This is a genomic window from Flagellimonas halotolerans (assembly GCF_035818535.1).
Classification (GTDB): domain Bacteria; phylum Bacteroidota; class Bacteroidia; order Flavobacteriales; family Flavobacteriaceae; genus Flagellimonas; species Flagellimonas halotolerans.
The window spans coordinates 90692-104041 of the sequence record NZ_JAYKYV010000008.1 but is presented as its reverse complement, the minus strand read 5'-3'; the positions used below and the strand labels follow the sequence as shown (position 1 = coordinate 104041).

Sequence of the window (13350 nt, the reverse complement as noted above, 5' to 3'; positions counted from 1 at the left end):
CTCTCGCCCCCAATGCACATAAAAATTAACTAAACAAACTATCTTACCTCCATAGTTTTCTTGTAGGTACCGAATTTGTCCACTACAACTATGGTATATTCATCTTTAAAGGCTTTTTCAAAGTTGAATGCTTTTTCAACAACGATGTCACCGTCGATAGCTTCATCAAAAACAAGTCTGCCTTCGCTATCGTATACCTTTAAAAGCACCTTACCTTTAGAAATGTTCAAAAGGTTCATCATAATTTTTTGACCTTTCTTTACAAATACAGGATCAAGGTTTACTTTTACCAAATTCTTTTCAACCTCGTACTTGGCTACTACTTTTTTACCAAAATCGGTTGTGTTTCCGTTAGCCATTCCCAAAGAGGATATCAAAAGGACTGCTGCTACTGTTAAATTCTTTACTACTTTCATAACACTTCGTTTTTTTAAGATTACAGTACAAATGTACGCTGCATTGGTGCACTGAAATACCACCATCTTTTCCAGTTTATGTGCTATATTAACATGGTAAGCGTTTTAACATAGTATTAATGATAAAATAGCATAACTTTAAGTTAACATTGTAGATATTTGCACGGTAATTAGTTTTTTACCTTTATGGTATTAAAAGGAAAAATTGCGCTAAATGATCCAAAAACCTGCATTTGAAGCAATAGCCCCAAGTTTTGGCCACTCGTTCGCGTTTCAAAAATTCAACGCAAACAATGAGAACAAGAACAATGGTTGGCATTACCACCCAGAATTGGAGTTGGTTTATGTGAACGGGGGGTCTGGCAAAAGGCAAATAGGCAGTCACGTATCTTATTATAGGAACGGGGACCTTATCCTTATTGGTTCCAATTTACCGCATTGTGGCTTTACCGATAAGCTTACCGGCAACAAGAGTGAGACTTTGGTACAGATGAAGGTGGATTTTCTGGGAAGTGATTTTTTCAATATCCCTGAGATGAAAAATATTCAGAAATTGTTCGAGGTTGCCAAAGGGGGCATCGCCTTTTCTGGAAAGACCAAAATGAAAGTTGGGGAAAAAATGGAAATCCTGGAATACCAGACAGATTTCCAAAGGTTACTGTCCATCCTTAATATATTGAACATTTTGGCTACCTCTACCGAAATGAATGTTTTGAACGCTGAAGGATTTTCCATTGAGACCGAGGTAAAGGACAACGACCGTATCAATATTGTCTTCAATTATGTAAAGGCTAACTTTAAAGAGGACATTAGCTTGGAGCAAATTGCCGATATAGTGAGTATGACGGTACCTTCTTTTTGTAGATACTTTAAAAAAATCACCCACAAAACGTTTACCCAATTTGTTAACGAGTATAGATTGGTGCACGCCTCCAAACTGTTGGCGGAACAGCCCATGAGCATTACCCAAGTGTGTTATGATAGTGGTTTCAACAACTTCTCACACTTTAACAAGTCCTTCAAGGCATTTACCGGGCAAAACCCTTCGGAATATAGAAATCAATTGAAAACGGTATTGCAATCCTAAAGCTCTTACCCGAACACATCATTCAAGACCTTGGCCAACCGCAATCCTCCTTTTTGGAGCTGTTGGAACAATAGATCGTTATATTCGTAGGAATAACGGTATCCCAGCTTATCGCCCACTTCAACAGATTCGTATAGTACTGCGCAAATTTCGTGGGATTCATCGACCCAATCATAAATGGTTCCCTCTTGGATTTTTTTACGTTCCTTGCGATTTACCCCGTCCAATTCGGACGCCAGTTCCGTATAGGTCATCCCATAAGATTCGATCAGGTTTTTGTCCCATACCTTGTGTAAATTGCTTCCCTCGCCAAACCACTGTACTTGAATGTCGTTACCTCCTTTGTCCTCACCCCTGCTCGCGTGCATGGGCTGGTGCAGGTCCCCAATAAGGTGAACCAACATTTTTAAATGGAAAACACGATCTTCCCGCGTATTTTTCTTATCCTTTACCTTGGATATACATTCCTCGATTGCCGTAACAATATCACCATGTTTGCTTTTTTTCGAATCCTTATAACTCGTCCCCAATGGGTAGTTGACATAATGCCATGCCGAATATTTTGAATAGGCCCTGTCCGCTTTTATATCGTCTGCAAATGTGGAGACAAAAGCCAGACTATGCCCATCCAATAAATCGTTCAAAGCCCTTTTGGCCTTTCCTGTTAAATATTCTTGTGCAATTTGTCCGGTAACACGATGTCCGGTTTTCCCCCAAATAGTATTACCAAAAACTATAAAGGGAAATAAAAGCAATAGCAACAAGGTTCTTTTCATTTTTTAATGTCTTTTAGAATAGCGAAGGTGATTATTAAAACAAATCACGGCTAATTTTCAGAATGTTTTACCAAAGAACAATCTAATTCAGAATTTTGGGATTTTTTTAACTACCTATCCCGTAGTTTTGTTAAACCAACTAAACTAAACCAATGTTAAGAAAACTTTTTGTACTCGCTACAATCTTGCTCCCTATTGCCCTGTTTTCCCAATCCAGCCCTAAAACCTTTACGGTTAAGTTCATAAACGATATCATTAAAGTAGATGGTATCTTGGATGAAAGTGTCTGGGAAACCTCTGAAAGCGCCAACAATTTTCATCAATATTTTCCTTCGGACACCACGCTGGCAGGACAACAGACAGATATTAAGATGGTGTACAACAGCACTACACTTTATGTTGGCATTAGATTGGACACTGAAGGGGACGACTATGTGATTCCATCTTTAAAAAGGGATTACCGAGCAGGCGGCAATGACAATATCAGTTTAATGTTCGATACCTTTAACGATGGCACCAATGCTTTCCTTTTTGGTATGAACCCCTATGGTGTCCGGAGAGAAGCTTTGATCTCCAATGGCGGGTCCGGTCCAAGCGGTTTTACCACATCATGGGACGTAAAGTGGCAAGGAGAGGCAAAAGTATATGATGGATACTACATCTGCGAAATTGCAATTCCTTTAACATCTTTTAAGTTTAAGCAAGGAGAGACCAAGTGGCGTTTCAACAGCTATAGGTTTGATATGCAGACCAACGAAACCAGTACTTGGATAAAAATACCCCAAAATCAGCTCGTGTACAGCTTGGCGTTTATGGGCGATATGGTATTTGAAAAGCCTTTAGGAAAATCCAGAACCCCTATGGCCCTTATTCCTTATGTAAACGGCATTGTGGGAAAGGACTATGAAAACAATGAAGATCTGAGCAAGTTTGATTTTGGTGGGGATGCAAAAATTTCCATAGGCAACGGTATGAACTTGGACGTTACCCTAAACCCGGATTTTTCGAATGTAGAAGTAGACAATTTGATTACCAACGTTTCCCGTTTTGAGGTTTCGCTGCCCGAAAAACGCCAGTTCTTTATAGACAACAGCGACCTTTTTGGTTCTTTTGGAAACGAAAGGGATGCCAACCCCTTTTTCTCTCGAAGAATAGGGATTGCACAAAACGCAGACGATGAAACCATAGAAAATGGCATCGTGGGCGGGATAAGACTAAGTGGAAAGTTAAATAAAAATTGGCGGCTTGGTCTGTTAAACCTTCAAACCGAAGAAGATAAGGAAAACGAAATCCCCAGCAACAACAATACGGTTTTTGCACTTCAGAAAAAAATGTTTTCCCGTTCCAACCTTAGTTTCATTTTTGTAAACCGTCAAAGTTTTGGGGATTACGATTTTCTTGAGCAAACCGACAGGTACAACCGAGTGGTTGGGATGGACTATAATCTGGCATCGGTAAACAATACTTGGACAGGCAAGTTTTTCTACCATAAATCCTTTGCCCACGATATAGGGGACCGTGATGCTTCGGGAGGTCTAGATCTGCGATATAACTCCAGATTCCTAAACTTTGGGGTTCGTGGAAATTTTGTGGGCAACGACTTCCGTTCAGATTTGGGATATGTACGCAGGCAAGATATTGTGGCTGCAAGACCTTTTGTAGAATTCAATTTTTGGCCACAAAAAGGAAAACTAAATTTTCATGGGTTCCGGTTCAGTCCCAATGTAATTTGGAGACCTACCCTAGATTACATGAACACAGATTATGCGATTTTTTCCAGTTGGCAAGCCAAATTTAAATCACAAGAAGAATTTGCTGTCAGGCTATTCAATCGTTATACATACCTTACCGAGACTTTTGATCCAACAGGTACGGACGGGGGCACCGAACTACCTGCCAATGTAGGATTTTATTATACCAGCTATGAAATGGGGTTTCAAAGCGACAGGAGACGGGTATTTTCGTATTCGGTACAACCAGGGTATGGAGACTTTTATAACGGTACGCGGTTTGTTTTGGAAGGAGACATGAGCCTTAGACTCCAACCAACAATGCTGTTTTCCTTGGGTCTAAACTATAACAGCATTAAACTACCGCAACCCTACGAGAGCGAGGACCTTTTGTTGGTGAGCCCCAAAATAGATATAACCTTCAACAAGTCTGTTTTTTGGTCCACACTGATCCAATATAGCAACCAACTGGACAATTTAGGGTTCAATTCGCGTTTACAGTGGCGCTTTGCTCCCCTGTCCGACCTATTTTTGGTGTACAACGACAATTACTTTGTCAATTCCTTTATGCCTCGAAGTCGTTCCATTAATTTAAAGTTTACGTATTGGTTAAACATCTAGCAAACATTAAATCCCAATAGTGTTTTGTTCATCGGTTTTGCTTTATATGCCATCAGAATAAGAAGGATGGAATCAGTAACATTTCAAAACCTTAAGTGGCTAAACCACCACCTCGACGATTTTCCTATATTTGGGCAATTAGCTTACAAATTCTATGGACCAACTACCTTTTACCCAAGACACCGTAATATTTGGACTGCTCTGCCTCTGTTTAGGTTTTGTTTTTTATACCTCATCCATTAAAATAGGGTTTTGGTCCAAATTTTATCGTGTGGTCCCTACGGTACTCATGTGCTACCTCTTACCTGCTATTTTGGCCAGTGTGGGTATTATAGACGAGTCATCGTCCAACACTTATTATGTGGCCAGTCGCTATCTTCTTCCCGCAGCCTTAATTTTGATGACATTAAGTATTGACCTAAAAGCCATTATGAATCTAGGTTCCAAAGCCTTGGTCATGTTTTTAACTGGAACCGTGGGCATAGTAATAGGTGGACCTATCGCCATTTTGATTGTTTCTATATTTTCTCCAGAAACAGTGGGGGGTGTTGGACCAGATGCTGTTTGGAGAGGGCTTGCCACCATCGCAGGAAGCTGGATCGGGGGAGGTGCCAACCAAGCTGCCATGCTCGAAGTGTTCAAATACAATCAAGAAAGTTACGGAGGCATGGTGCTTATAGACATTGTAGTCGCCAACCTATGGTTGGCCATCATCCTTTTGGGAGTGGGCAAAACGGACAAAATTGACCGTTGGCTCAAGGCCGACACCTCATCCATAGAAGCGCTCAAGGTAAAAGTATCTACCCACACTGAAAAAATTGCAAGGGTTACCACACTCAAGGATTTCATTATGTTGTTGTTCTTTGCATTTGTGGGGGTAGGTATTGCCCATTTAACTGGACATCATTTTGCCAGTTTTTTACAGCACAATTTTGAGGTCATCCGAAATCCACAAAAAATATTGTCCTCCCTTGGGTCCGAATTTCTTTGGATGGTTGTTTTTGCCACCGCTATCGGAATCGGTCTCTCGTTTACCAAAGCCAAAAATTATGAAGGTGCCGGGGCCAGTAAAATTGGTGGCATGTTCATTTATATTTTAGTGGCGACCATCGGAATGAAAATGGATTTGGGCAAAGTACTGGACAACCCGGGGCTTATTGCCATTGGACTAATTTGGATCACCATCCATGCCGGGCTGCTTATTTTGATGGCGAAAATCATAAAAGCACCTTTCTTTTTCTTGGCCGTGGGCAGTCAGGCCAATGTAGGAGGGGCTGCTTCTGCTCCCGTTGTTGCCGCTGAGTTCCACCCTTCCTTGACCTCTGTGGGCATTCTGTTGGCTGTTTTCGGCTATGTTGTGGGTACGGCAGGAGCCTATTTATGCGCTTTGTTGATGGAAGTCGCCTCAAATGTTTAAATATTTTCAGAAGATTATGCATATTTGCCGAGCTAAAATTATATAATGAAGCGGATTTTGTTTGTATTGCTTGTTGGAATTACCGTACTGTCATGTGAACAGCCTACGGAAAACACCATGACCGTTAGTGGAAACATTAAAGGACTTAAAAAGGGAACCCTTTATTTACAACAATTCAAGGATTCCACCTTGGCTGTTTTGGATTCTTTGGAAATAAAGGGAGACGGGGCATTTAGTTTTTCGACCGAAGTTGTCGAACCAGAGATATTTTATCTCTACCTAAAGAAGGAAGACAATAATGACATCAACGATAGAATTACCTTTTTTGGAGAGTCGGGGAACATTGTAATCAATACGGCTTGGAACACTTTTGATACCAATGTCGAAATTTCAGGTTCCAAATCCCATGAAAAGCTCTTGGAGTTTTACGAAATGGCTTCAAAATTCAACATCAAAGAACTAACACTGGCACAGCAAGCCTCTACCCCCGAATTACAGGAAGATTCCGTTGCTTTGGACTCCATTCAACGATTGATGAATCAAAACACGATCAGCAGATACCGATATGCCTTAAATTTTGGCCTCAACAATGGGGATTCTTATGCCACTCCCTATATTATGATGACAGAGGCCAGCGAGGCAAATCCAAAGTACTTGGATTCTATTTACAAAGGATTGACACCTGAGGTAGCAGCATCCAAATACGGAAAAAAATTCAAAGAATTTTTGGATAAAAATAATTAAGCTTCAAGGCTATTGAGCTGTTCAACCAATTTAGTGGCCTTTTCCTCCAATTCATTTCGTATGGACTTAAAGTGGGCTTTAGTGTCCTCTATCTTTTTTTGATTGATTTTATCCATGAGGTTGTCGTACACCTCAATAGCTTCGTCTATGATTACGGTTCCTTCTTCAGATTCTTTGTTACCTGAGCCGGCTTCCCATATATAAACAGCCTCAATAATGTCTCCCAAGACAAAATTGACATCTTTTTTTAAATCACGAATACTTGGCATAATGCAGCAGTTTTGTTTAAAGATAGTATTAAATGGTAACTTCTAAAAGTTTAGCTCCTTGGGTATCAATATCTACATAATTACTTGATGCAGCAACAAGAACAGTTCCCCCTTTTTTAAGGGATGCGCTTCCCCAATCGTTGTTAATGGTTGCTTCTCCACCAACGCACATATAAATTGTAAAAGAATCCCTATCCGTTACATTTTGTTTTAAAGGTTGGGCCAACTCCATAAAATTTGTTTTAAAGTATGGGCAATCCACCATCGGGTTGACAGCATCTGGTAGTTTCGGATAATCTATCTTAAAATCATCCTTTTTTTCATAATCGATGGCATCAACGGCCAAGCAAGTGTGTAATTCTCTTAGGTTTCCGTCCTTATCCCTTCTGTTGAAATCGAAAACTCTATAGGTAATATCGGAAGTTTGCTGAATCTCTGCCAAGAGTACACCAGCCCCAATCGCATGGATTTTTCCCGTATTGATAAAGAACGTATCCCCTTCCCCTACTTCTTCATAGTTCATCAAATCGGTTAAAGTGCCCTCTTCAATACTTTTAATGTACTCTTGTTTTTCTACATCTTTATTGAAACCCACAATCAGTTTAGCGCCAGGGTCGGCATCCATAATGTACCACATCTCCGTTTTTCCAAAGGAATTGTGTCGTTCTTTGGCCAACTCGTCGTTGGGGTGCAATTGTATGGAAAGGTCTTGCTTGGCATCAATAAATTTGATGAGTATGGGGAATTCGTTCCCAAAACGTTCCATAACACTCTTTCCCAAAAGTGCTTCTCCTTGTTCATTCATCAAATGTTGAAGCGAAGTTCCCACCAAGTCCCCATTGGATACTTCAGAAATATCACCATGGACTCCGGAGAGTTCCCAACTTTCGCCAGTAATATCGCTTTCAATGGGTTTGTTTAAAACATCTTTTAATTTGGTGCCTCCCCAAAGTCTTTCCTTAAGTATCGGTTTAAATTTTAATGGATATAGGCTCATCTTATCCTGTATAGGTTACAAAATTTCGAGGGGTTTCATAGAGTACAACCTCCAACTCCTTATCTTTACTTATATGGGGCCTCAACTTGTTCCATATCACTACCGCTATGTTTTCGGCTGTAGGGTTTAAATTCTCGAATTCTGGAACATCCAGATTCAGGTTTTTATGGTCCAGAGCTTCCTCCACATGTTCCTTGATCAATTCCTTGAGGGCTTTTAAATCCATAACAAAGCCGGTTTCATGATCAATTTCCCCTGTAACACTGACTATAAGGTCATAATTATGTCCGTGAAACTTTGGGTTGTTGCATTTTCCAAAGACTGCATTGTTTTTTTCGTCATCCCAATCTGGTCTGTACAATCTATGCGCAGCATTGAAGCTGGCCTTTCTACTTGCTTTTACTTTCATTGTGCCTGGGTGTTTTGCATAAGATGGTCGTAGAAACGTTCAAAAATAATTTTGAACCATGCGGTGTACTCTTCAGGGTTTTCTGCCATATCCCTTTTAATATCTTTTGGATGCATCCATTTCCAATCGGCAACTTCATCTGGATTGATATTGGGCTCGTTTTCAAAATATCCCACCATCACATGGTCGAACTCGTGTTCGGTAAGGCCATTGTCAAAAGGGGCCTTGTACACAAAATTGAAAAGTTCCTTGAGTTCGGTGGTAAAGCCCATTTCTTCCATGAGCCTGCGCTTGCCGGCATCAATATTGCTTTCTCCTTCCCGTTGATGGCTACAGCATGTATTGGTCCACAACAATGGGGAATGATATTTATCCTTGGCCCTTTGCTGGAGCATGGTCTCTCCCTTGGCATTCATCACAAAAACCGAGAATGCCCGGTGAAGCAATGCCTTTTCATGGGCTTCCATTTTGGGCATTAAACCTATGGGTTCGTCCTTTTCATTTACAAGTATCACATTTTCCTCTCTCATTTGGTAAAAATATGACCTTTGCGATAAAATAACGGGAATAGGTATTTAAATTCTTCCTAAAAGAAACGTGGGGATTTCATGTTTCCGATATTTCTGATAAAATCATACCTTAAAATGATTTCAAAGGAACCATCGTTAAAGGTGGCCGCTCCAAGTTCCGATATCTCACGGTCATAAGCGAGACCGATCATAAATTGATCGGACAACATAAAGCCCATAAGTCCACTAAACGCGGCATCCCAGCGGTAGGCCACTCCACCAATAAATTTTTCGTTCAACATAAAGTTGGCGGAGAGATCCACTTGTAATGGTGCCCCTTGTACCGTTTTGGTCAAAAGTGTGGGCTTAAACTTTAATGATGGGTTCAGATCCCAAACATATCCTGTAATCAGGTAAAGGTTCATCTGTTCCTTGGCCGTAGAAGCCGAGGATGAGTCAAAATGGGTGGTCTCCAACATTCTTGGAGCCGAAATACCTGCATAAAATTTATCGGTATGGTAGTATACACCAGCCCCAATGTTCGGTGAAAATTTATTCTGAATATCTTGTTGCGATTGTAGTTGTGGGTCCACCTCAAACTCATCGAGTTCGGAATAGCGTATGTCCAACATGTGGGCACTTCCCTTAAGACCAAAACTCAATTTACCTTCATCTGAAGTTTTTATGGTATAGGAGAAATCCACATCAAAATAGGTCTCGGAGGTAGGTCCGATCTTGTCGTTTACAATAGATAATCCCAAACCAACACCGCGATAGCCAACCGGTGTGTGAACATTTAATGTTTGGGTCTCTGGTGCCCCATCGAGCCCCAACCATTGGTTACGGTACAGGCCTGCAATGCTCAAGTGACCCCGTGAACCTGCGTAGGCCGGATTAACACTTACCGTGTTGTACATATATTGGGTGTACTGTGCATCTTGTTGTGCATGCATGCTCGCCACACCAAATAGAAACAGCGCAAACAACCATTGCATTTTTCCTTTAAACATCTTTTTCCCCACAGTAACCATTCTTTATCTGTTTATGTATAGATAACCTGAAATTTGTTTCATGTTTCCATTTTGACCCTCATAATCTATTACGTAGAAATAGGTGCCAACTGGTAATTTGTTATCCTTATCCACGGTAACCCTTCCTTGGGAAGTACCATCAAACACATTACCGCTGGTATTATAGGACTTGGTCTGGAAAACCATTACCCCCCATCTATTGTAAATTCGCACGGTGTTGTTCGGGTAGTTTTCTATATATTTTATGGTAAACACATCATGTACCGTATCACCATTTGGTGTAATTACATTGATTGGGTCGGGTTCTTCTTCTGTATCGGTCAACTCACCCAAGTCTTGATCTAGGTAATTTGGAATACCATTTTCGTTGGAATCATCGTTGGCATAGTTTCCATCCATATCCAAATCTTCATCTATGGTTTCGATGCCGTCATCGTCATCATCGGAATCCCTAAAATCCGGGATATCGTCAGAATCGTTATCTGGCAAGGTTGTACTTGGGTCATCCATTTCATCGTTTACATCAATGTCGATTACTGTTTCCCCTTCGTAACCATCGTCCAAACCGTCGTTATCCTTATCGGAACCGATTAACTCCACATCTGCAATACCTTCATGGTCATGGTCGTGCCCTTCAATGACATCCGGTACATTGTCGTTGTCGCTATCCTCGTCAACATAATCTGGAATACCATCATTATCGGAATCAAGAGGAATCAATCCCACATTTCCATCATTTTCGAACGCATCGTCCAAACCGTTACCGTTTTCATCCGCTAAACTTGGGGCAATGTAGCCAAAGACAGGTTGTGCCTCAATGTTATCTGGAATACCATCATTATCGCTATCAATGTCCAAATAATCGGGTATACCATCGCCATCGGTGTCCGTTGGACTTGTAGACGGGTCATTATCGTTATCTGCGTTCAAATCCTCAAAACTGTCCACAATACCATCATTGTCACTATCCAAATCAATTCCTGAAGGATTAACGATTACCGTAATCGTTGCGGTACTACAATTTCCATTTGCGTCACATACTGTATATTCGAAAGAATCCGTACCTGTAAATCCAGAATCAGGCAAGTAGGCAATATTATCATCAGAGGGGTCACCAGCCGTACCATTATCATTTAAAACAACGGCTCCGTTGGATGGGTCTGTAGCTGTGATAGAACCCGTAGTAGGTATATCGTTATCATTGGTTCGCCAAGAAACAACCGCTTCCACACCTATATCGGTAGATAACGAATCGTCGTTGGCATCCACAATTGGAAGCACATCAATCGTAACTGTCGCTGTACTACAATCCCCAAAAGCATTACAAATGGTATAATCAAAACCATCATTGCCATTAAAATCTAGGTTAGGCATGTAGGTCACCAGATCATCTGATGGGTCATTGGGGGTTCCATTGTCATCAATGTTCACTGTTCCGTTTGATGGATTAGCAATCGTCAAAGTGCCTTCAGTCGGTATATCGAAATCATTACCAAACATAGGTATGGCAACCGATTCGTCTTCATTAACAGCAATCATGTCATTCATCAAGTTTGCTGCTTGACTCATGCATACCACCGTAAAACGTGGTAGTTCTGTACTATTACCCATTTTTGTAATAGTGGCCACATACCTCATTACAGTTTGGGTACTTGTAACGGTAGGTCTGGTTTGATCCCCACTTAGCGCTGGACTCCAGCTTACGGTAGCTCCCGAAGGAACACTAGCTGAAATATCCAAGACCACCTCATTGTTGGGTGCTTCGCAATCGGTCAATATAAAATAACCCGTAGCATTGGACCCGCAGAGTGTACCATCATAAGTGGCAAAATAGACACCTGGTTGGGTAGACTCATAAAATGAATTGGTTCCCAAAACAGTTCCAGTATCCGATGCCTCAAACCATTGATAGTTATATTCATCGCCAGTGTCGGGTGCTTGTAGCAAGAATTGTGCATTTGCAAAGTTCATTCCCATAAAGAAAATGAACAGTCCAATGAGTAAAGACTTATATGAGGTGTTTGATTTCAAATTCTATCCGTCTTTAGTCCTTATTATTTTACTACAAAAACCACGTTGATCAATGCATTGTAGTCGGCAGGTTGTGCCTGAACGGTATAATTCAAATTACCATTTGCATCGATTGTCATACTTCCAGTGTCGAACACCGTAGGGTCTGCATAGGTTACGTAGTAATACAAATCGGTACGACTATAAGTTGGAATTGCAGCAGGTGCCCCTATACTTCCGACTGTTGGCGAACCATACTGGTTGATATATTCTTGGTAAAGGTCAAGACTAAAAGTGCCATTGGTTGAAGCATCAATAGCAATAGAAGGCGGGTAAAATATTCTTGCTGCTTTGGATGTAATTGGCGCTATATCCTGAATTACGTCCTCTACCGTAGCTTCCGTGTTTCCATCACCGTCTACATCTACCGGAGTATCTGAGTCCACTTCTGATGCTTTTTGATCATCTGTTGAAGGGTCGCCATTACAAACATATTCTGTGTAATCAACCTCACTAACATCTAATGTACCATTATTATTATCGTCAATTCCAGTTTCGACTTTTACTCCTCCAGCTGTACAGTTAAGCCCTGCGGGTTCCGCAGTTGTAACAACTAAATTAGCAAGTCCATCAGGACCTTGTTCGCCAATTGGACCTTGCTCTCCTATTGGCCCCTGTGGACCTTGTTCACCAGTTGGACCTTGCAATCCTACTGGACCTTGCGGGCCTTGTTCGCCAATGGGACCCTGCTCTCCCATCGGGCCTTGTGGTCCCTGTATGCCGGGATTGCCCTGTGGGCCTTTGTCCCCGGTCTCTCCCTTATCGCCTGTTTCTCCTTTGTCTCCAACCGGGCCTTGTTCACCAGTCGGACCTTGCGGACCTTGTATGCCGGGGTCGCCCTGTGGACCCTTGTCACCGGTCTCTCCCTTATCACCTGTTCCTCCTTTATCTCCAACAGGACCTTGTTCGCCTTGGATTCCTTGGGGGCCTTGTTCACCAATCGGGCCTTGCGGACCTTGCTCTCCTATTGGACCCTGTGGGCCTTGTTCACCAGTTGGTCCTTGCAATCCTACTGGACCTTGTGGACCTTGCTCTCCGACCGGACCCTGTTCTCCTTGTATTCCTTGGGGACCTTGTTCTCCGACCGGACCTTGTTCACCTATCGGACCTTGCGGACCCTGTATGCCAGGGTCGCCCTGTGGGCCCTTGTCACCGGTCTCTCCTTTGTCACCTACTGGACCTTGTTCGCCTATTAGACCCTGTGGGCCTTGTTCACCAGTTGGTCCTTGCAATCCTACTGGACCTTGTGGACCTTGCTCTCCGACCGGACCCTG

The 13350-nt window shown here is 41.9% G+C and carries 13 protein-coding genes; 4 read left to right on the top strand and 9 right to left on the bottom strand.

The genetic code is table 11. The features are described 5' to 3' along the window. Positions 1–38: 38 nt before the first annotated feature. On the bottom strand, positions 39–416 hold the full coding sequence (locus VM932_RS11160) for a hypothetical protein (protein WP_326278864.1): 378 nt from the start codon (positions 414–416) through the stop codon (positions 39–41). Positions 417–630: 214 nt separating this feature from the next. Between VM932_RS11160 and VM932_RS11155 the strand changes: the two genes are divergently transcribed. Further along, a complete protein-coding gene (locus VM932_RS11155; RefSeq protein WP_014033504.1) occupies positions 631–1503 on the top strand; it encodes an AraC family transcriptional regulator in 873 nt (290 codons plus the stop codon). A gap of 5 nt (positions 1504–1508) precedes the next feature. Here the strand turns inward: VM932_RS11155 and VM932_RS11150 are convergent, their stop codons facing one another. Continuing rightward, positions 1509–2279 (bottom strand): S1/P1 nuclease, encoded by a 771-nt coding sequence (locus VM932_RS11150; protein WP_326278863.1) that lies wholly within the window; start codon positions 2277–2279, stop codon positions 1509–1511. 152 nt (positions 2280–2431) lie between these two features. Here VM932_RS11150 and VM932_RS11145 point away from each other — a divergent pair, with 152 nt between their 5' ends. The 3 genes from VM932_RS11145 (at position 2432) to VM932_RS11135 (ending at position 6791) form a co-directional block, all read left to right on the top strand. Next, complete coding sequence (locus tag VM932_RS11145) at positions 2432–4630, top strand: DUF5916 domain-containing protein (RefSeq protein WP_326278862.1); 2199 nt, start codon at positions 2432–2434, stop codon at positions 4628–4630. A gap of 154 nt (positions 4631–4784) precedes the next feature. Next, entirely contained in the window at positions 4785–6047 is a 1263-nt protein-coding gene (locus VM932_RS11140; RefSeq protein ID WP_326278861.1) for a DUF819 family protein, read from the top strand. A gap of 45 nt (positions 6048–6092) precedes the next feature. Next, positions 6093–6791, top strand: a complete 699-nt coding sequence (locus VM932_RS11135) for a DUF4369 domain-containing protein (RefSeq protein WP_326278860.1) — start codon at positions 6093–6095, stop codon at positions 6789–6791. Here VM932_RS11135 and VM932_RS11130 read toward each other — a convergent pair. The 7 genes from VM932_RS11130 to VM932_RS11100 all read right to left on the bottom strand — a co-directional run. Then, complete coding sequence (locus VM932_RS11130) at positions 6788–7060, bottom strand: hypothetical protein (protein ID WP_326278859.1); 273 nt, start codon at positions 7058–7060, stop codon at positions 6788–6790. The genes VM932_RS11135 and VM932_RS11130 overlap by 4 nt on opposite strands. Before the next feature lie 28 nt (positions 7061–7088). After that, the gene (locus VM932_RS11125) at positions 7089–8057 is read right to left on the bottom strand and encodes a type I phosphomannose isomerase catalytic subunit (RefSeq protein ID WP_326278858.1); all 969 of its coding nucleotides are present in this window, start codon (positions 8055–8057) and stop codon (positions 7089–7091) included. 1 nt (position 8058) lies between these two features. Next, complete coding sequence (locus VM932_RS11120; RefSeq protein ID WP_326278857.1) at positions 8059–8466, bottom strand: 6-pyruvoyl trahydropterin synthase family protein; 408 nt, start codon at positions 8464–8466, stop codon at positions 8059–8061. After that, complete coding sequence (idi, locus tag VM932_RS11115) at positions 8463–8996, bottom strand: isopentenyl-diphosphate Delta-isomerase (protein WP_326278856.1); 534 nt, start codon at positions 8994–8996, stop codon at positions 8463–8465. Before idi ends, VM932_RS11120 begins: the two co-directional genes overlap by 4 nt. A 56-nt stretch (positions 8997–9052) precedes the next feature. Then, positions 9053–9985 carry a PorP/SprF family type IX secretion system membrane protein gene (locus tag VM932_RS11110; protein WP_428979736.1) on the bottom strand — a complete coding sequence of 311 codons (933 nt, stop codon included), beginning with the start codon at positions 9983–9985 and terminating at the stop codon, positions 9053–9055. Between the two features lie 24 nt (positions 9986–10009). Continuing rightward, the gene (locus VM932_RS11105; protein WP_326278917.1) at positions 10010–11983 is read right to left on the bottom strand and encodes a T9SS type B sorting domain-containing protein; all 1974 of its coding nucleotides are present in this window, start codon (positions 11981–11983) and stop codon (positions 10010–10012) included. A gap of 77 nt (positions 11984–12060) precedes the next feature. Next, positions 12061–13350, bottom strand: a 1290-nt coding sequence (locus VM932_RS11100; protein ID WP_428979827.1) for a DUF7151 family protein, incomplete at its 5' end; no start/stop codon positions are given.